The organism is [Clostridium] celerecrescens 18A, assembly GCF_002797975.1.
GTDB classification, from domain to species: Bacteria; Bacillota; Clostridia; order Lachnospirales; family Lachnospiraceae; genus Lacrimispora; species Lacrimispora celerecrescens.
On record NZ_PGET01000001.1, the window covers coordinates 1989566 to 2008748 of the forward strand.

The window sequence follows — 19183 nt, forward strand, 5'->3', positions numbered from 1 at the left end:
TGCCTGCTGTCTTTCTTTCAATTCTTTCGATTTCCGGCTCCACTGGTTTCTTCCTTTACCAATACTTTAAAATCCTGCTATTTTTCTTTCAGATCCTACTATTTTCCTCCACTTTCTTTAACCAAGCCTGGCGATATTCCAAAGGAGACTGCCCCACGCTCTTTTTAAACTGGGTGCTGAAATAATTGGGATTAAAGATTCCAACCTCATCTGCAATCTCATTTACCTTTAAATCGCTGCTTTCCAGCAAGTATCTGGCATGCTCCATCCTCACCCGGTATACGTATTCCACAAAGCTAATCCCTTCTTCCTTTTTAAAAACATGGGAAAAATAACTGCCGCTCATGTTCACCATAGCCGCAATTTCTGCAACCTGCAATTCTTCCTTCATATGGCTTCGGACAAAACTTTTTGCTTCGGCAACCTCTTTTCTCAATATTCTGCCGCTGTTTGACTCATACTCCTTTTTATACTGTTCCAACAATTCCAATACGGATTGCCTGATTTTTTCAAGATATGTATAATCATTGATGGAAGCCTCCATGTTTATTCCGTTCTTATCCAGGAACAGATCTATATCAGCTTGGCTGCGGGCAAAGGAGGCCGCCAGGGTTCCATAGGCCTTTCTCAGAAGATAACGGATTTCCTCAGGCTCACAACGGTTCTTTTCTTTCAGAAATTCAAATAATTCATTAAGAAACTTCCTCATCCCAAAAAAGTCGTGTTCCGCCGCCAGACGTTCTAAAACAGAGCTGTGAAATTCGGGCGGAAGAACCGCCTCTTCCTTAACATTCCTCTCGTGTGGATGAAGCTTTCCAGGTTCCGAAAAAAAGCGCATATTTAACGTGACCCGGTTCTGAGCAATGGCATCCTTTAACCCTTTGATCCCTGTACATTCCCTGCTCAATGCTCCGCTTACCTCCAGGCCGTAGTACTGTCTGGCACAGTTGGAAAAGATGCCAAACTCCTTCTCCATCGCTGTAAAAAAGGCCTTATGATCCTGATTTCCCGCCAGGTTTACTGCCACAGCAAAATCATATTCCCCATATTGGAACACTTCTGCACGGTGATGGCGGCTGAACAATTCGCTAAGGATATTTTCCATGGTAAATATAAGGAGCTCCAAATCCATAAAATCCCCCTTTTTTCTTACCACTTTAAAATCATCGATGGTAATGGAGAGGATATGGAACGGATGGTCAAAATTTACAGAAAGAGGCAGCCTCATCAGTTCCTCTAAATATTTCTTCAAAAAGGTTTCAGAGTTTAAAATTCTTTTAAACAATCCTCTTTTTATGACTTCCAAATTCCGTTCCGCCAGTGCAGAGGTTTCCTGGACTGTGTCGGTCCCTTTCCCTACGGAGGTGGCTTCATCCATGATTTTCAGCAGCTCCTCCGGCTTCACCGTCAATTTAAAAACATAATCAAACGCCCCCATTTTCATGGCATTTCTTACATTGTCAAAATCATTATAACTGCTTAAGACAATAAACTGGATGTGAGGATATTTTTCCCTGCACTCAGAGATAAGCTCAAAGCCATCCACCGGGCTCATCTTTAAATCCGTAAGAACGATATCCGGCTGGTACTGTCTGATCTTTTGAAGTGCCTCTTCCCCATCCGATGCATCACAGACAATCTGGTATCCGTAGTTTTCCCATTTAATCAATGACTGGATTCCCAGGCGCACCAAAACCTCATCATCTACAATCATCACCCTTTTCATCCCCTGACTTCTCCTCTCTGATTACCGGAAGTGTGAACAATACCACCGTCCCTCTTGTTTTAAGACTTTCTATGGCCAGCCCATACTCATTGCCAAAGGTAATTCGGATATACTCATCCACATTCTTGATTCCGATGCCTGTCAGCTTGCTTTCCTTTATCCGACCTTCTCTGGAGGCCTCAAATTGCCTGATCACATTGGGGGAAATACCCACTCCGTCATCCTCCACATATATGTTAAGGTTGTCCTCCTCTGCAGATCCGTAAATCCGGATCAGGATTTCCTCCCTTTCCTTGTCATATCCATGAATGACAGCATTTTCTACAATGGGCTGAAGGATGAATTTAGCTGTTTTCAAATTCATGAGATCTTCTTCAAGATCCATTTCCAGCCTGCAATGATTTCCGTAACGGCAGTTCTGGATATAAAGATAATTCCTGATGTTCTCCACTTCTTCCGCCACCGTTACCAGGCAGTTTTCCCTGCTCATGCTGTATTTTAATATATGGGCCAGAGCGTCGATTCCATCTACGATATTGTCCGCTCCTCTTATGATCGCCATCCAACGGATGGTTGACAGGGTATTGAATAGAAAATGAGGATTTAACTGTGCCCGCAAAGATTCATACCGGTATTTTTCCTTTATCTCGTGCTCATTTTTAAGTTCTTCAAACAAATGGCGGATGTTAATGGACATTTGCCGGAAGGAGCGGTTTAACTGTCCGATTTCATCGGACCGCTTCATGTCGATATTTTTTAAATCCATGTCCAGCGTATAAATTTCCATCTGACCGCTGAGTTTTACAATGGGCTTTACCAGCATCCTGATGGAAAGATACAGAATTAAGACCAGCGCGCATATGACGATCAGGATGATCAGATTCATCCTGTGCCCGATCATTTCCACCTGATTGGTCACTTCCTGATAATTGGTGAAATGAAAGACTTTCATCTGCTGATCGTTAAACACCCACGGCTTTGGTATGGTGTAATAGCTTATAAGAAAGTTCCCTCCTGCAGACTGATACCGCAGGTTCCCGCTTTTTTTCTTCTCCGTCTCCTGGAACAGATTTCTTATATCCTCTTCGTGAATGAGCCCCTGGGTGTCATTTTGCAAAAGCACAGTTCCTTCTCCAACACAGACATAGGCCATGTCACCTGCATAGGCATATTCCATTAACAGGTCGCTGAACTTTTTCTGGTCAATGCTGATAATAAGTGTTCCTATGACATTACCCGTCGTATAATCATTGAGCAGGGATTTTGCCAGGGAAATATAGGTCTGGTCTTTCTGTTCACCAATGATGTAAGCCGGATTAAACATGGACCATACAATATGCCCATTGTTCTCCCTGCTCTTTTTCACCCAATCCTGATCCAGGAGAAACTGGTAATCCTGGTAATTCATGCTCCAGTTGGAGTAAATCCTGCTGTAATCATCAAACAGGAGGATCTTCATATCCTGAACGAAATCAAATCCGCTGGCGATGCTGAGCTTATGTATCATCTGGTCAAAGTACTTCGTGTTGTCATATTCAGACGTATTGGGATCTGTTATGCGCCTTTGCAGATCCTCGTCATATACAAAGACATTGGTCAAAGCGGCGATGTTCTGTAAATTATCGCAGATATTCCGTTCTCCCCTTGATATGTTCTGAATAACTTTTTCACTCAGCTTTTCCTGGATAAAATGTTCCATGCTGACTCGTACGTAAATACAAGTTCCTGCCAAAGGCATGACCACGCATAGCAGTAACAGCAGAAACATCCGAACAGATAATTTAGAAGGCTTTTTCATCCCTTTTCCTCTTTCCGGTATCATCTATATGCAGCTCCATATATCCTTGCGCGATGAATATCTGTAAATATGGTAATTTTTATTATAGCAAATATTTTATTTTCTGCAAAGATGGGCATTTTTTTTAATATGTAAACGTTTCGTAAATCTTAATTGGTATTTTCGCTTTAAATCCAGCATTTTTTAATTGACTTCATTTCATATTTATATATAAAAGCAATACAATCCACAACATCTTTTTAATAACTCATTATTCACAATCTGTTATTAACTCAAAAGGCTGTGTGCTAAATAATTAGCACACAGCCCAGCTGGAATTTTTTTAAACTACATTATTTATACTGAATACCTTTTAAAACTTGAACAGCCTGTTTTACTTTTTCCTCTGACGTCTGCCAAAGGGCATATTCATCTCTTTCCGGAAGCCCCATGCTAGTTCCTTCTTTTCGATATGTCATCATGCTGTCCACCTTAATTTTTCCGGACATATGATAAGAGGTAATACCGGTAAGCGGAATTAATTTATCCATTACTTCAGCATTAATTCCTCCTGCTGCCAGGATTTCGATTCTTCCTGCACTTTTCTCATAAAGCTCCTTTAACAATTCTCTGCCAGCCCATGCTTTTCCACACTGACCGCCAGTTAAAATAGTATTCATTCCTAAAGAAACTGTCTGTTCCAACGTTTCCAATGGGTTTATGCAGGCATCAAATGCTCTGTGCAGTGCAGTGTCCATGTTTCCGGCTAATTTTACCAGTTCGGACATTCTTTCCTCATCCAGCCGTCCATCCGTTCTTAAGATTCCCATTACCACACCATCGGCTCCCAATTCACGATACATCTGTACTTCTTCTTTTAATTGTTCAAATTCATAAGCATTATAGCAATAATCACCATATCTGGGACGTAGAAGGACACGGACTTTTATATACGTATATTTTTTTACAAGCTTAAACAGTGCCATTCCAGGAGTCACGCCGCCGATTACCAGATTGCTGCAAAGCTCAATCCTGTCAGCTCCTGCATTATCCGCATTTACCGCAGATTGCACACAATCTGCACATACTTCTAATACCGAATATTTCATAATCACCTCATACTCTCAGAATTAAAAAAACCGCCTGTCTTTTCAAACTAGTTGCTCTTTGTTTTTAAATATGCCAGATTCTGTCTGCATATTTCTGTTCAAGAGTATTATTAAACTCTCTGCCTCCGTCAATATTAGCACTCTTGTAAACCGGAGGCTCATATCCTTTTGCCATCATATCTTGTATCGCTTCATAAATCATTTGCTGCAGAAGAAGGCATGTGCTGAGTGAAGAGGTTCCGCAGACTTTGCAGTCCAGTCCTTCAACTTCCAGAGCAGCATCTCCAAATGTGGAATGGTTATCCAGAACCACATCTGCAAACTCATATAAAAGCTTACCGGAAGAATGTCTGGAAGTTGAGCTTTTTGAAACCTCCAGCGCAGTTACTACTATCAGCTTGTTGCCTTTTTTCTTTATGTAATCAGCCATTTCTATTGCAAACGGGTTTCTGCCGGAGTTAGAGATCAGTATGAAAATATCATTCTCTCCTATGTTCACCTGGCGCATTAAAAACGGTGCATTTCCTTCCACACTCTCATACATACCTTCCGCCTTGTCCCGGATAAGCTTGCTTGGAATTAAACCTCCGGCTCTTCCGCATACTTCAATTGCACCTGCATAGGAATGCCCGCTTCCAAATGCCTGCAGGATTCCTCCGTTTCTGATAGAATCAGAAACCAGTATGGCCGCCTCATGAATGTGCTCCTGTTCCGCTGCTTCCAGTTGTTCCATAATTTTTTTTGATTGGTTAAAAAACTCTAATCCCATAATCTCTCTCCTTACTGTATCATTTAATGTTCCACCATTCCCTGACCGGAACATTTCTGTCCTCTGCCGGAAATGGTATGTTGTCTGTTTATCCCAAAAATCCAATTGCTGCAAAAATGATGGATGCTGCCATAACAATTAAGATTGCCTTTGTAGAGGTCATCTTTTTCTTTCCAAGCAAAACATAGATTGCAGCTACAATCAGAACAGGAACAAGGCTTGGCATGATCTGATCTAAAATGTCCTGTCCCGCCAAAGTGACATCTCCCGATGTAAAGGTTGCTGTAACATTCGCGTTTACTACAGTCGGAATCAAAGCACCGACCACGGTAATGCCAAGCAGTGTTGCCGCACTGGTCAATGCATCCAGCTTATCTTTTGCTGAGGCAATTAATTTTGTACCCTCTCTGTATCCAATTCCTACTGTGAAATAACGGAATGCCATGATCGCTATATTAACCAATATCCAGATAACGACACCTGTTACATTACCCTGCTGTCCCATATAAGCGGCTATAGAACCGCAAATCGTTGGTATCAGGACTCCAAATATGGTATCACCAACACCTGCAAAAGGCCCCATCAGACCTGTTTTAATACCATTTGCTGTTTCAACCCCATCTGTGCTGCTGTTTTTCCCCTCTGCCTCTGTTGCAATATCAATACCCAGTATAAATCCGCCCATATGAGGAGTCGTGTTGAAAAACTGCACATGATTTCTCATTGCTGCTTTTAACTCTTCTTCTTTTTTATATAATTTACGTAAGACCGGGAGTATGGAATACAGATAGCCTATTGCCATCATTTTTTCATAATTCCATGTAATCTGTGATGCCAGAATCCATCGTTTGCTTACACTGTTTATATCCTGGCTTGTAATCTTTTCCTGATTAGTCTTCATATTCTCCATCTAACAATCCCTCCTGAACAGCACCCTGATTTACTGCAACAACGTTCTGGTTTTTCGCTGCCTCCTGCTTAAATGCGATGATTGCCAGTGCCACTCCCATGATTGCCACTCCAACCATTGGCACTTTTAAATACGCCGCTGCAATGAATCCAATGAGCAGATAAGCGATATAATTTTTAACAGGAAGATATCTTAAAAGGATTGCAATACCCACTGCTGGAAGCAGTCCTCCTGCAACTGACAAACCGCTCATTAACCATTCCGGCATATGCTCTGTAATGGTATTAACAAGGTTCTGCCCGAAAATTAACATCAGGAAAACTGGAATCGCTCTGGAAAGCCCCCACGAAAAAGCTCCCAGCCACGTATTCCTTGCCATCCCCTTAAAGTCCATTCTTTCAATCGCTGCTTCAACTCTCTTGGAAAAGAACACATTAGAAAATCTTGCAAGGACATCCAGCTGTACCATCAAGAGTCCTACAGGCACCGCCAGTCCCATACCAAACTCCATTCCCTTTCCAGACGTGATTGCAAATACAGTCCCAATCATCGCACCAGTCACATAATCAGGTATGGATGCCCCTCCATATGTACCTACTCCAAGGATCATCAGCTGAAGAGTCGCCCCTACTGCCAGACCAGTTCCTATATCCCCCATAACAATACCGGTAATCGTCCCTATGATAACCGGCTGATTTGCAAATATAGATGTAGATAAGCCTTCACAAATAAAAAAGAAAGCTAAAAATGTCAATACTGTTATCTGCCACACTTGAATTCCCATTCCCTATGCCTCCTTTTTAATCTATAAAAGAAGTAAATTTCTTCTTCTCGTCATTCGGTACCATCTGGGCATATACCTGCACACCGGATTTCTCTATATCCTGAATATCCTTAATTTCTTCCTTTGAGCAGTAAACGGATTTAAATATTTGTTTCCGTCCATTTTTCACTCCCATGTTTCCGATGTTTACTTCTTTTACTTTGACTCCTGCTTCAAGCAGCTCACGGATTGTATTCGTCCTCTTTACAATGAGGAATACTCTCTGTCCCGTGTAAGCACCTTTGTTAAGCTTCCTCGCCGCTGAAGATACTGACAGGACACTTAGCCTGATACCTGAGGGAACTGCTGCCTGCAGAGCCTTTTTGCTTATCTCATCGCTCAAGATGTCGTTATCTACTATCATAATTCTTGTGACGCCAAGAGTACGAGTCCAGAAGGTTGCCACCTGACCGTGAATCAGACGTTCATCCAGCCTGAAATTCACAATACCGTTATTTTCCACCGGCTCAGCAGATTCAACAACTTCCTTTGTTTGTTTTGCGGCATATACCCCTTCTCCGGTAATTATTTCTCTTGACTGTTCAATCGCACTCTCTAACGTATCACCTATATTCAATGCAATCATCATACCCAGGCATAGTCCTGATACCAGTGCGATCGTTGGATACTCATGTCTTATGGTAATTGCTGCATTATAAGGCGTTCCCCCCTTTATGTCAGAAATAATCGCCTGACACTGTTCCTCTCCTTTTTCCGCAATAATCTTTCTGTAGGCCCTCTCAACCGATTCTTTCGTCATTTCCTCTGTAAATGTCACTACTGAAAACTGGGGTGCTGCTCCGGTAATCATTTCGCAGCTCTTTTTACAAGCCTCAGCATATTCCCCATGTGAAGCAATAATGTAATACATATCCCTTCCTCCTAACGTTTTCACAAACTTTTATTGACTATGTCACCCTCCCCATCATTTACGGTCTTTATTAACCGAACATCTCTTACTCCTTTCTGACTGAATTTTATAATTTATTATGCATAATAACTTGAAACTTATTATAAATAAAAACTCTTTAAAAATCTTTGAATTTCGCTTTTTGGAAACTTTTTTAGCAACTTCCCCTTAATTGTACAAACTTAATTTAGTCATTTCTCACAAAAAAAGACAGACTCTACATGAAAGTCTGTCCTTTCTCGATTTAATTATTTTTCACTTTTCTCTTTCCTGATCTTTCTGTAGCTGTCCACAATCAGATTCACGACGACACGCTCAATCATCAGATGATTCTGCACAACCGTCGTTAAATGATATAAAACCGGATACGTGATACAAGGGTCATACGCCGCCTCTTTATTCGAAGTAATGAGCGCTATCTTGCCCTTCGTTTTTTTGATAAATAATTTGGATGAATTCAAAGCTTTCATCCCATCCCTATAAATATACTGGCCTGAATTGGAAAATATAATAATCAGAGTATCCTCATCTGCCTGATTAATAAATTGTTCCTGCTTTATATCAAAGAGATTTGTTTTTATATATTTCCTCTCCTCAGCAAACATATACATAAAATCCATAGCAACCGTTTCCGAATAAACGGCTCCGAATGCAGCAATTTTATCATATTCATAAATAGCCTCTGCCAGTTTTTGAATCTGCCCCATGTTAATTCCTGACAGGAAATTTTTAATATCGCCAGAAAGAACATTCAAATATCGTTCAATTCCTTGTGCTTCAATAAACTCGTTCATCGATAATTTTTGTTCGTTTCCGGTATATTTGCTTCTTTTTTTCTCATTCCTCACATTATCCCTAAATTCTTTGTAATCTTCAAAGCCAAGGCGCTTTATGAATTTAGAAAGTGTTGACTTGGAGATGTGGCATTTTGCCGCAACCTGGTCAATCGGTAAAAATTCAACCTCATATATCATATCCAGCAGACTTTTCGCGATATGTGCATCTGTAGAACCATATTCACAATCATTTAGTAAATTTAACAAGCGATATGCAACAATATACATCCATTAACCTCCCGTATCTCGATATTTCTCAAAAATTTTTATAGTTCATCGGGTTCCGCCATTTCAACGTTAGCCACAATGCAAGAAATGTCTATTTTTCTTTTATAATAAGTATATTGTATATTACAAATTTATCAACTTCTTTATCTTCGGTATTCAAGTATTTAAATCTTCTCATAGTTCAAATAAAAACAGACCTTCTCCATTGTGAGAAGATCTGCTTTTTCAGACTTAACTTAATTTTTTTCACAGAAGCATATAAAGAATTAAAAGCACATAGGGCCTTGCCAATAATATTGAACTATCATCATAATTCCTTTTCATAATTCAGCTGTCTGCATGCAGCGATTATTTCATAACAATTGGTAGTTATCTCAATTCCCTAAATCAATTCAGTTCGACAGCTTCACTTTATTACGTCTTTCCCATCATATGTTCTAGTCCAGATTTTCCTTCAGCCATTCTACCGATTTTACTATAGATTCATGAGGATCATCCCAGTAAATGGAATCGTTGATTTCCAGATCCACAACACCTTTATAGTCATACGCCTGCAACGTCTGCAGATATTCCTTCAGGGGAAGATCCCCATCACCCAGAATATAATGGCACGTATCAGCAAAATGGATCAACTTGATCTTCTCAGTGCCTAAAACCTCAAAGTAGTCCTTCAACTCCTCTCCCGCCACAGCCATGGCTACCACGTCCACACATACGAAGAGTGCCGGGGAATTGACCTCGTCCAGAACACGCTTGACATCCGCCAGATTCAGTACCAGATTGCTCTCATAAGGCTGGAGTTGTTCCAATACCAGCTCAATTCCCTTTCTCTCAGCAATTTCTGCTATCTTTTTGAAAGTATCTACCATCCTAGCAAAGGATTCCTCTCTTGGTAGATCCAGAAGTCCACAGCCTGAATTCAGAAAAACCTTGTTGGTACCCATCACCAAAGCATCGTCCATTGCCATAATGAAATAATCCAATGTGCGATTTCTCACCGCCTCATGGGGATCTGAAAAACTGTAGGGATAAGATAGGGTTTCCGGGGTGTAAACCGCCACGTTCAGACCCAGCTCTTCCATTTTATTCCGGATGGATCCCAATTTAGCTTTGGCATCTTCCGCAGTGGGATTGTCCAGCCTGCAGTAGTGAGGAATTCCGCCCCAAAGGTCCACGTGCTTCAGACCACATTTTTTCATAGAATTCAGATAGTATTCCAGGGAATAGTGGACATACTGAACGCTCATTACCCCGATTTGATCCATGGTAATCTTCGACATTTTTGCCGCCTCCCGTCATCAATATTCAAACTGGCGGTAGTAACGGCGGATCACCATAGGATGGCAGAACTCTTCCTCCATATGGGCATCCACACGGTTGTTAACCGCATGCATAACCAGATGTGAAACAGAACCTCTGAATTCCTGGCTGATTCCCTTTAGTTCATAATCTTTCGTATCAATAACAGTGTAATTCTTGCAGACCTTGGGCAGGAATCCTTTCACGCGCTCTGCCAGGGGGCGCTGCTCGTCCTCTCCGATGAACAAAGTCACAGGAGTTTCCGCGTCTATAACCTCCAGCATACCATGGAAAAATTCGGCACTGGTAATGGATTTAGTTCGGATCCACAGCTGCTCCTCCCAGTAGCACATCGCATAGGAGTAAGTGGCTCCCCACTGATTACCGCCACCCACAAAATAGTGGGGCATATCCGGGCGAGCCTTAAAATACTCATATTTATCCCTGGCGAATCCAGCTGCCCACTGGTCTGCTTCCTTCTCAATCTCCACCAGGCCCCGGGCCAGATGGGCCTCCATCTCTGCGTTGTACCGGTCGTACTCAGGGAAGTCCCCGTTGTTGAACATCAGCCGGTTGGCAACCATATAAAACTTCAGCTGCTCATTCATAGGGTAGGAAATGCACCAGTCACATAGCTTCACCATGGGAGCAACTGGCTTGTCAATAAAACCAAACACCTTGGCACCGGCTTCCCGTGCCTTTTCAATGGCCCTTACCATCTCCTCGGTGCTTCCCGTTACAGATGAGAAGATCACGATGGAATCCTTGGTAAAACGCTTATTGCCAGTAGTGATGAACTCCGCGCCGTTCTCCACATATACCGGTATGGAGCTTCTGCCCCTCATATAGATCTCCGCCTGCATGCCGGAAGCCCAAGTTCCGCCTATACCGATGAAATAAATACCGTCAAAACCTCTCTGCTGGATCTCGTCCACAATTTTTTCAATCTCCGGCCGCAGTGCCAGAGCGCCATTTATACTGTCAATCTGCTTCTGTTCGTCAAACTTTAACATATTTGCTCCTTCCTTCTACTTATGGAAATGCACCTTAAAGTTGCACTTGTCTCCACGGGTATAAGATTTCGAATATTCTATCACACGGTCATCCTCATCATAGGTGGTGCAGGAGAACAGGAATACCGTCTGGTCTTTGTTGATATTAATCAGCCTGGCATCGGACTGAGTCAGCTGAACTAAATCCAGGGTCTGCCAAGCTCTAACAGGGTTAATCCCATAAAATTTATAGATTTCAAACATGCTGAACACACTTAAGTCGATCCCTTCCATCTTAGGTGCCAAATTATAAGGAATATAGATTTCCTGAATGGCTATGGGGTCTTCATCTGCATAGTCCAGACGTTTGATATAGTACAGCATATCTTCCTCGTCGATTCCAAAGATTGCCGCGTATTTTTCTCCGGCCTTCCGCTGGCCTTTCAGCAGGATCTTGCGCTTATTCTGAACATGCTTTTCATCCATGGTCTGGGTAAAACCGCCCAACACCTCTAAGTCCCTCTCGATCTGGGCCACAACGTACACACCCTTGCCCTGGACACGTTTTAACAGTCCTTCATTCACCAGCGCATCAATGGCGCTGCGGACGGTCAGACGGTTGATTCCGTAGGTGCTTGCCAGAACATTTTCCGAGGGGATAGCCGTACCGGGAGCATACTCCCCGTCTTCGATTTTAGAACGTACCACTTCCCGAAGCTGAAGATAAATCGGTGAATTGTAAGCAATCTCTGCTGTTTTGGCCAACTTTTTTCCTCCTTGTTATAAGCACTTGGCGGTCGTTTTTTAACCACATATATGCGATATTACCAGGCGCCGTTGTACTCCAATGTCACACTGGAGTTAGCAGCGCCCATTTTCATGCACTCTTTCACATTTTTGCCTTCCAGAATCCCCTTCAGGAATCCTGCAATAAAGCTATCCCCGGCTCCCATGGTATCCACCACGTTGCAGGGTATAATACCAAATATTGTAAACCCAGTTCCGTCATAGGCAATGCTGCCTTTTTCGCCCATTGTGGCAATCACCATACCAGGACCTTTTTCCTTAAGCTCCTTCATGGTCTCCCGAAGTTCCCAGGTATCTCCGTCGTCCGTGGCAAAAAACAAGTAATCCACAGACGGAATCGCAGCGATAGCCGCCGGATCACCCGGCCTTGTGGCTGCATCGAACGCAATTCTGATTCCACGCTTCTTCAACTGAACCAAATCGTTGTGGATATTCCCCCATAGTCCAGTCACGATCATATCATGCTCACAGATAAAATCCTTTTCTTCATCTGTCAGCTTGAAGCCGGCCAGCACACCCTCATCGTAATCTCCGAAAATGCGCTCTCCGTCCACCAGGTCCACATGGGTGATGGCCGTGTTCCCCTCCATGAAACGGATATGGGATACATCCACGCCTTTTTCTGCGATCTTCTCCTTCATCAGCGCGCCGTACTTATCCGTACCCACCACGCCGGTATAGGAAGCCTGGCCTCCCAGCCGCACAAAATACACAGCCACGTTTACAGGATTGCCGCCCGGGTAAGCATTCCCGGTATTATCATAAACATCCATACAGTTATCGCCAACTGCAGCCAGTTTCATATTTTATTCCTCCATTTGCCGGAAAGAAACTCACCTTCTCGTAAGCTCGCTTGCGAAGCAAACGTATTCTGAGCGTGTGATTTCCTTAAAATATTCAAACACCACGCCCTGCTGGTCCATCGTCACACCTGACTGATAAATCACAGGAGCACCTTCTTCGATTTCCAGATAACCCGCTTCTTCCTCATCGCAATAGGCGATGCTCAGTTTCTCCATACCGCTGGAAACCTCCACACCATACTGTTCCTTCAGCACAGCATAGAGAGAAACCTTATTTAAATCGATCAGTTCCAGACCTGCAAAACGTTGGGCATCCAGATAGATGGTAGTGATCAGCACGGGTATCCCGTCCAGATAACGCAGGCGCACAAGCCGTATCAGCTTGTGCCCCAGCGGCAGTTTCATTTTGCGCCCAATATCCTTCGTAGTTTCACAGAAATCCACGAGCAGCACCTTTGTATCGACCCTCCGTCCTGCAATCTGCGCTGTCTGATAAAAACCGTAGACATCCTGCAGGTTACGGACCAGTTTTTCCCTGGCCACATAGGTTCCAGAACCATTCTTATTATATATTTTGCCTTCCAAAATCAGCTGCTTAATCGCACTTCTGAGGGTGGACCGGTTAAAATCCCACATCTCACACATGCTCCGCTCGGAAGGAAGCTTCTCATCCGGTTTTAAGTTGTTTTTAATTATATAATTTTCAATTTTTTCCATTGCCTCATCCCGGGGCTTCTGGCGATCTAAACTCATGACAGACATTCCTTTTTTTCATTTTTAATTACAAATCTTGTTACACTATCTTTAATCTTAGAACATCTGCCTCAAAGTGTCAATCTCTCTAATTGGAGAAAACCGCTATTTTACGGCCTCCGCCTTTTTATTCCGGCTCTCCCAGAAGTAAAATACCGGAAGTCCTGTAACCACGGCAATCAGTGCGCAGGCGATACCTGCCATAGGCGCCCATATAAAGGTTGACCAGATCAGGGTTCCTGTGATCAGCATGGCCACTCCCACCATCAGAGGCCTTGCAGGCATTCTGTATGCAGGTTTGTAGTGCGCCTTATTTCTCAGCACAATGATCGTGCCAAAGGTAAGGAAGTTCTTTAGCAGAGCTACCAAAGTGAAGTAACCAAGCAAGTCAGAAAGCGATGTGGCGAAAATCAGAATGATCGCAACTGCACACTGAACCAGTATGGAAAAGTAAGGAGTCTCATACTTGGGATGAACCTTGCCAAACGATTTGAAGAACAGGCCATCCTTTGCCATAGCGTATTCAATACGCGGCTGGAACATGATACAGCTGGACAGAGATCCGATTACAACGATCACTGCCATCACCGCCACGATAATTCCCGCATATCCGCCTATAACGGGGATCTTGGAGGCCAGCAATGCGATAGGAGCCTCCGAGGCAGCCAGCTCGTCAACAGACAACAGACCGGAAGCGATCAAAGTCAGGCCAACATACAGGGCAAGTACGATAAATGCAGTGAGGATCAGTCCTCTTGGCAGATTCTTCTTGGGTTCTTTGATCTCTCCAGACATATAGCAGGCCGCCGCCATGCCGTCAAAGGACCAAGTGGTGGCAGAGATACCGGCCAGAAGAGCGGTAAAACCAGTTGCAGTCACGCCTGCCAGCGGCGCGGAGGATAGGAACAGGTCTCCTTTAATGAAGAAGATACCGATACCGATGATCAATACAAAGGGAATAACCTTCAGAGCGGTAATTATTGTCTGAAATTTACCACCACCTTCCACAGAGCGCAAATGCAGCATCATGAAAATCAGCACGAAGCCAACTGCCACCAGGCGGAGAATCAAACCGTGCACCGGAATGAAGAACGCCAGGTAGTTAGCAATGGCCAGGGCCATAATAGAAATGGACGGCGGGTCGGTGGCCCAGAAGCTGATCCATCCGCAAAGGAATGCCAGAGGGCGTGAACCCGCTTCCTTAAAGTAAACATACTGTCCCCCGTCCTCAGGAAAGGCACTGGCCAACTCCGCATAGCAGAAATTAGCTGGAATCTGCAGCATTCCGCCGATCAGGAAAGACAGCACCAAAAACAGACTGCTTCCTGCGGCTCCCGCCACCTCACCCAGTGATGAGAAAATCCCGGATCCTACTGTTGTACCGACTCCGAGAGCAATTACGGTGCCAAGACCAAGCTTCCGCTTTAATTCATTGGAATTTTGTTCCGGTGTTTTAACGTTTGACATACTCTTTCTCCTTTTTATTTGTATTTTTGCTATATATGCTCCCCTTAACCGTATATCACTTCACGTCCACATGGACGTGCAGCTGTTGCTAGAAACTATTAATCCCCCATCACCTGAATGAGTATGGTTCTCTGGGCCGGTCCGTCAAATTCGCAGAAGTAAACATCCTGAGCCCCACCTTTTTGAATGCAGCCCTTGCTTACAATCAGATGACAGTGGTTCCCTGTGAGAAGTGATTTCAGGTGACCCGTGGGATTGCCTGCCGTAGAACCATACTCACGCAGCATCCTGGCGTGAGAGTATGGCCAGTCCTCTGGGGCCATCCTGGCCAGGAACTCCGATATATCACTTTCCAGGCATTCCAGTGACTCATTCACCGTAATTCCGGTAGTTGTGTGTCTGCTGATTACGTTGACAATTCCATTTTGAATTCCACTTTCCTTCACGGCTTGCTCGATTTCACCGGTGATCCGGATCATCTGGTTGTATTCCGTTGTCAGGAGTGTCATTGAACTTGTATTTACCACTGGTATCCCTCCTTACTTTTCCCCGGAACCATCGGGAGTGAAAGTATCTTCTAATCCGCCCAGGAATTCTATTGCATTACCACCTTTTATCAGTTCCAGGGTACTCTCTCTAAAGCCCAGACGCGAAATGGCATCCGCCATACGGATCTGCTCAAAACGCGGATTGTTGCTTCCGAACATTACCTGGTGACGGAGACTGCGGTCAATCCATGTGACGGGGATGTCATGGTTAAATATCCTCTTGAAAAATTCCAAAGCATTATCAAAATACAACATCCCTGTATCCGCATAAACATTGGGATATTTCAGCATCAGCATGGCGGTCTCCTGCACCCAGGGCCAGCCGAAGTGGGCCAGGCAGATCTTCAGGCCTGGTCTGGCGGCTGCCAGTTCTTCAAACTCAATTGGCCTTGAATATTTTGCCAGAGTATTCGGCTCCCAGGACATTCCGCTGTGAAAAATTATAGGCCTGTGATACTTCTCACACATGTCGTAAATCGGATCCAGCCTCTCATCCGACGGATAAAAATGCTGCCTGGATGGATGAAGCTTCAATCCCTTGAGTTTCAAATCACCAAATGCCTGCTCCATCTTATCTGCAGCCCCCTCGGCCAGGGGATCCACTCCTGCGAAACCAATAAAGCGGTTTGGATCCATATCCACCAGCCTTTTGATCTCCTCATTTGTTACCAGCGGACTGCCGTGCTCTGTGGAGTAGTCCTCTGGAAGAAGGCACAGGCGGTCCAGCCCTGCACAGCGCATCTGGTTGAATATATGCTGCAATGGTGCGGTACCGTTTAAGTGGATGTCCAGAGCGTCGTGCCTTAACGCCTCCCTCCTGGCGTCCTCATTGATAGGCTCATAAAACGCCGGATGTACATGAATGTCAATAAACATAATAAGTCTTCCTTCCTGTCTGTCAGAAGCCAGCTTCTCCCATATAGGCCCGGACGTTATCGATGGATCTCCTGGAATACAGCCTGGGCTCGTTGATATATCCTGTTACCAGCTCCAATGTGGCGGTTTTATCATATCCGGCATCCTTTAGCTCTTTAAACAGCTCAGGAAGCGGAATGGAGCCCTCGCCGGGAACAATGTGACTATCAGTCCCCTGAACTCCGTCAATAATATGCATGTGATACATTTTTTCCCCCAGCTTGTCAATGTATGCCATGATGCTTTCATGCTGGACAAAAGGCGGCACCACATCGCACATTCCCACAATATAGGGGGAATCGATGCGTTTGAACAGCTCGATCAGGTCATTGGCGCTCTTAAACGCATTGGTCTCATAGGGTGTGAGTGTCTCTACCACCAGCTTTACGCCGACCTTCTCAGCGTGGCCGGTCAACTCTCTTAAGGTGTCCACCATGCGGGACCAGATCTCCTCATAGGTTGCCAGATATCCGGAATGGGCAGGGGACACCAGCATATAATCAGAACCCATTTCTTTCGCCATATCCAGACACAGCTTCAAATAATCCACCGCATCTCTCCTCTGCCGCTCGCTTCCAATCATGAAGTTGTAAGGATACGCATTGTGCTCTGGTGTGAATCCCATCACCGGCATCTGATATTTATCGATTAACCGCTTTACGTCTAAAATCTCTCCCGCCTTCAGATCTGGTGCAAAGGCGTGAGGTCTCCCGCCCCACAGCTCAATGAAATCATAGCCGAAACGCTTTGCATCCTGAAAGCAGTGTTCCAGCGGATTGCGCTGGTAGCCAGAAGTAAACATTCCAAGTTTCATATTTAATTACCCCCTTTGTTATGGCACGCGACGGTTGTATGTAGACCGCTTATGTGCGATACATGCCGACTTACTCAGTCTGGTACTACACAAGCTTAGTAAGTAAACATTGTTCGTGTTCTTTTATGATTACTGCAATTGCTTCTCCCAATGCCCGGTGTCCTTTAAAACTCAGATGGATTCCATCTTCTCCCACATCTCTGGTGGCAGATCCGCCGTCCAGGTACAGACACCCATGCGAATGGTACAGATCCCGGTAAATCAGCGCCAGCTCCCCGCTCTTTTTCCAGGATTCCTGATCAAACATAGGATCAGTATCAGGATGAATGGGAACTTGGGCCACCAGTATGATTTCAGTTTCAGATCCTCTGGTATCCAGAATGGGCCTGGCCCTGATCAGAATCTCTTCCATATCGTATCCTATTTTGGACATTCTCCTCATATCTGGTACCCGTCTTTGGCATGTAGCCCCATGTATTGGAATCGCCATAACAGAGAATCCGTTTTCACATCTTCTCATTCCTCCCAAGGATTGAAGGTACTGACCACTTTGGCAGCTATCTTCGCACCGGTGTCCAGACATGTTTCAATGTCCGAACCATTCAGAATTTCATAGAGGAATCCAGCGATAAAGCTGTCACCTGCTCCCACAGTATTCACCACCCATGCAGGATAAATGCCTCCTTCATAAAACCGGTTGCCGTCATAGGCCAGGCTCCCCTTATCACCAAAGGTGGCCACCGCAACCTTCATGCCTCTCTCCACCTTATCCTTCAGGTAGGATTCAATAAAAGCATCCCGTTCCTTGTGGTAGGAATAAAATCCATAGTCTACATATGGCAGTGTTTTCTCAACCAGTTCGTGGTCGAGTCTGTCTGCATAGTCAAAGCTGATCTGCGCACCGGAAAGCTGGCGGATCTTCGGCAAGGCATCCTCCGCCTTTCCCCACAATGCGGTATGCACCAGGTCATGGGCGGCAGCAAAGCGGACATCCTCATCGTCAAACTCAATATGTTCCAGCACCCCCTCCACATAATCACCGTGTACCCGGTCCAGCCCGTCCATATCCATGTAAGTGATGGCAGTCGGCCCGTCTCCCACTTTGAAACGGCTCAAATCCAGCCCTTCCCTGGCCAGTGTCTCCACCATCCATTTTCCGTTTTCATCGGAACCGGTGGTACTGATAATGGATACAGGAATTCCCAGCTTCTGAATATTGACACCAGTGTCGACTACATTGCCGGTGGGATATTTCCTCCCAATCCGGTCATACACGTCAATGCAGTTATCTCCCATTGCAGCAACCTTCATTTTTCCTCTCCTCCGCATTTTTATTATACATGTTTTATCTTTTTTATACCACTTGCAGTATATCAGATCAATACATTAGTGTCAATTTATTATTTTTCACATATTTTTCCCAATATAATAGTGCATATTACACATATAATATATAACTTTTGACTTTTAATTTTTGTTTCACTTCCAATCATATATACGTTCAATTAATCTTTATACCAAATTTCATCGTTCTACATCTGCTGTTGTGTACAGCCTGGTGTGCGATGGATTATCTGCTTCCAGTCATATCTTTTAATTAGTCTTCACGCATAGGTCTTCCGTCATTCAAAGTACATAAACCCGTATCCAGCCTGCTTAAAATTTGTAGACTCCGCCTTCCTGTAATAAATAAAGAT

19 protein-coding genes are annotated in these 19183 nt (G+C 44.2%); all 19 read right to left on the bottom strand.

Annotation, left to right across the window (positions count from 1 at the left end):
• Window positions 1–88 precede the first annotated feature (88 nt).
• Entirely contained in the window at window positions 89–1726 is a 1638-nt protein-coding gene (locus H171_RS09365; RefSeq protein ID WP_100304889.1) for a response regulator transcription factor, read from the bottom strand.
• On the bottom strand, window positions 1701–3548 hold the full coding sequence (locus tag H171_RS09370) for a cache domain-containing sensor histidine kinase (protein WP_242976922.1): 1848 nt from the start codon (window positions 3546–3548) through the stop codon (window positions 1701–1703). The genes H171_RS09365 and H171_RS09370 overlap by 26 nt, the downstream gene beginning before the upstream one ends.
• A 308-nt stretch (window positions 3549–3856) precedes the next feature.
• The gene (locus H171_RS09375) at window positions 3857–4612 is read right to left on the bottom strand and encodes a copper homeostasis protein CutC (RefSeq protein ID WP_100304890.1); all 756 of its coding nucleotides are present in this window, start codon (window positions 4610–4612) and stop codon (window positions 3857–3859) included.
• Between the two features lie 64 nt (window positions 4613–4676).
• Window positions 4677–5381: an SIS domain-containing protein gene (locus H171_RS09380; protein ID WP_100304891.1), complete on the bottom strand. Its 705-nt coding sequence runs from the start codon at window positions 5379–5381 to the stop codon at window positions 4677–4679.
• An 88-nt stretch (window positions 5382–5469) separates the two neighbouring features.
• On the bottom strand, window positions 5470–6291 hold the full coding sequence (locus H171_RS09385; RefSeq protein WP_100304892.1) for a PTS system mannose/fructose/sorbose family transporter subunit IID: 822 nt from the start codon (window positions 6289–6291) through the stop codon (window positions 5470–5472).
• Window positions 6272–7075 carry a PTS mannose/fructose/sorbose/N-acetylgalactosamine transporter subunit IIC gene (locus H171_RS09390; protein ID WP_100304893.1) on the bottom strand — a complete coding sequence of 268 codons (804 nt, stop codon included), beginning with the start codon at window positions 7073–7075 and terminating at the stop codon, window positions 6272–6274. The genes H171_RS09385 and H171_RS09390 overlap by 20 nt, the downstream gene beginning before the upstream one ends.
• 16 nt (window positions 7076–7091) lie before the next feature.
• The gene (locus H171_RS09395; protein ID WP_100304894.1) at window positions 7092–7985 is read right to left on the bottom strand and encodes a PTS mannose/fructose/sorbose transporter subunit IIAB; all 894 of its coding nucleotides are present in this window, start codon (window positions 7983–7985) and stop codon (window positions 7092–7094) included.
• 287 nt (window positions 7986–8272) lie between these two features.
• Window positions 8273–9088 (bottom strand): MurR/RpiR family transcriptional regulator, encoded by an 816-nt coding sequence (locus H171_RS09400; protein WP_100304895.1) that lies wholly within the window; start codon window positions 9086–9088, stop codon window positions 8273–8275.
• A 437-nt stretch (window positions 9089–9525) separates the two neighbouring features.
• Entirely contained in the window at window positions 9526–10368 is an 843-nt protein-coding gene (locus tag H171_RS09405) for a sugar phosphate isomerase/epimerase family protein (protein WP_100304896.1), read from the bottom strand.
• Between the two features lie 18 nt (window positions 10369–10386).
• A complete protein-coding gene (locus H171_RS09410) occupies window positions 10387–11400 on the bottom strand; it encodes an SIS domain-containing protein (protein WP_100304897.1) in 1014 nt (337 codons plus the stop codon).
• 15 nt (window positions 11401–11415) lie between these two features.
• Window positions 11416–12144 carry a GntR family transcriptional regulator gene (locus tag H171_RS09415; protein WP_100304898.1) on the bottom strand — a complete coding sequence of 243 codons (729 nt, stop codon included), beginning with the start codon at window positions 12142–12144 and terminating at the stop codon, window positions 11416–11418.
• Between the two features lie 59 nt (window positions 12145–12203).
• Complete coding sequence (frlD, locus tag H171_RS09420) at window positions 12204–12989, bottom strand: fructoselysine 6-kinase (protein ID WP_100304899.1); 786 nt, start codon at window positions 12987–12989, stop codon at window positions 12204–12206.
• 30 nt (window positions 12990–13019) lie between these two features.
• A complete protein-coding gene (locus H171_RS09425) occupies window positions 13020–13742 on the bottom strand; it encodes a GntR family transcriptional regulator (RefSeq protein WP_166433600.1) in 723 nt (240 codons plus the stop codon).
• Window positions 13743–13847: 105 nt separating this feature from the next.
• Window positions 13848–15209, bottom strand: a complete 1362-nt coding sequence (locus H171_RS09430; RefSeq protein WP_100304901.1) for an amino acid permease — start codon at window positions 15207–15209, stop codon at window positions 13848–13850.
• A gap of 98 nt (window positions 15210–15307) precedes the next feature.
• Window positions 15308–15718 (bottom strand): secondary thiamine-phosphate synthase enzyme YjbQ, encoded by a 411-nt coding sequence (locus tag H171_RS09435; RefSeq protein WP_207655226.1) that lies wholly within the window; start codon window positions 15716–15718, stop codon window positions 15308–15310.
• A 30-nt stretch (window positions 15719–15748) separates the two neighbouring features.
• The gene (locus tag H171_RS09440) at window positions 15749–16633 is read right to left on the bottom strand and encodes an amidohydrolase family protein (RefSeq protein ID WP_100304903.1); all 885 of its coding nucleotides are present in this window, start codon (window positions 16631–16633) and stop codon (window positions 15749–15751) included.
• Between the two features lie 22 nt (window positions 16634–16655).
• Window positions 16656–17486, bottom strand: a complete 831-nt coding sequence (gene frlC, locus H171_RS09445; protein WP_100304904.1) for a fructoselysine 3-epimerase — start codon at window positions 17484–17486, stop codon at window positions 16656–16658.
• An 85-nt stretch (window positions 17487–17571) separates the two neighbouring features.
• Window positions 17572–17919 carry an SGNH/GDSL hydrolase family protein gene (locus H171_RS09450; protein WP_242976923.1) on the bottom strand — a complete coding sequence of 116 codons (348 nt, stop codon included), beginning with the start codon at window positions 17917–17919 and terminating at the stop codon, window positions 17572–17574.
• A gap of 83 nt (window positions 17920–18002) precedes the next feature.
• Complete coding sequence (gene frlD, locus H171_RS09455) at window positions 18003–18797, bottom strand: fructoselysine 6-kinase (RefSeq protein ID WP_100304905.1); 795 nt, start codon at window positions 18795–18797, stop codon at window positions 18003–18005.
• Between the last annotated feature and the right edge of the window lie 386 nt (window positions 18798–19183).

Excerpts from the sequence above, each read along its gene's own strand:
- H171_RS09400 (WP_100304895.1), bottom strand. The coding sequence starts at position 9,088 with ATGTATATTGTTGCATATCGCTTGTTAAATTTACTAAATGATTGTGAA.
- H171_RS09365 (WP_100304889.1), bottom strand. The coding sequence starts at position 1,726 with ATGAAAAGGGTGATGATTGTAGATGATGAGGTTTTGGTGCGCCTGGGA.
- H171_RS09435 (WP_207655226.1), bottom strand. The coding sequence starts at position 15,718 with ATGACACTCCTGACAACGGAATACAACCAGATGATCCGGATCACCGGT.
- H171_RS09395 (WP_100304894.1), bottom strand. The coding sequence starts at position 7,985 with ATGTATTACATTATTGCTTCACATGGGGAATATGCTGAGGCTTGTAAA.
- H171_RS09430 (WP_100304901.1), bottom strand. The coding sequence starts at position 15,209 with ATGTCAAACGTTAAAACACCGGAACAAAATTCCAATGAATTAAAGCGG.
- H171_RS09440 (WP_100304903.1), bottom strand. The coding sequence starts at position 16,633 with ATGTTTATTGACATTCATGTACATCCGGCGTTTTATGAGCCTATCAAT.
- H171_RS09425 (WP_166433600.1), bottom strand. The coding sequence starts at position 13,742 with ATGAGTTTAGATCGCCAGAAGCCCCGGGATGAGGCAATGGAAAAAATT.
- H171_RS09385 (WP_100304892.1), bottom strand. The coding sequence starts at position 6,291 with ATGGAGAATATGAAGACTAATCAGGAAAAGATTACAAGCCAGGATATA.
- frlD (WP_100304899.1), bottom strand. The coding sequence starts at position 12,989 with ATGAAACTGGCTGCAGTTGGCGATAACTGTATGGATGTTTATGATAAT.
- H171_RS09410 (WP_100304897.1), bottom strand. The coding sequence starts at position 11,400 with ATGTTAAAGTTTGACGAACAGAAGCAGATTGACAGTATAAATGGCGCT.
- H171_RS09390 (WP_100304893.1), bottom strand. The coding sequence starts at position 7,075 with ATGGGAATTCAAGTGTGGCAGATAACAGTATTGACATTTTTAGCTTTC.
- H171_RS09375 (WP_100304890.1), bottom strand. The coding sequence starts at position 4,612 with ATGAAATATTCGGTATTAGAAGTATGTGCAGATTGTGTGCAATCTGCG.
- H171_RS09450 (WP_242976923.1), bottom strand. The coding sequence starts at position 17,919 with ATGTCCAAAATAGGATACGATATGGAAGAGATTCTGATCAGGGCCAGG.
- frlC (WP_100304904.1), bottom strand. The coding sequence starts at position 17,486 with ATGAAACTTGGAATGTTTACTTCTGGCTACCAGCGCAATCCGCTGGAA.
- H171_RS09380 (WP_100304891.1), bottom strand. The coding sequence starts at position 5,381 with ATGGGATTAGAGTTTTTTAACCAATCAAAAAAAATTATGGAACAACTG.
- frlD (WP_100304905.1), bottom strand. The coding sequence starts at position 18,797 with ATGAAGGTTGCTGCAATGGGAGATAACTGCATTGACGTGTATGACCGG.
- H171_RS09370 (WP_242976922.1), bottom strand. The coding sequence starts at position 3,548 with ATGATACCGGAAAGAGGAAAAGGGATGAAAAAGCCTTCTAAATTATCT.
- H171_RS09405 (WP_100304896.1), bottom strand. The coding sequence starts at position 10,368 with ATGTCGAAGATTACCATGGATCAAATCGGGGTAATGAGCGTTCAGTAT.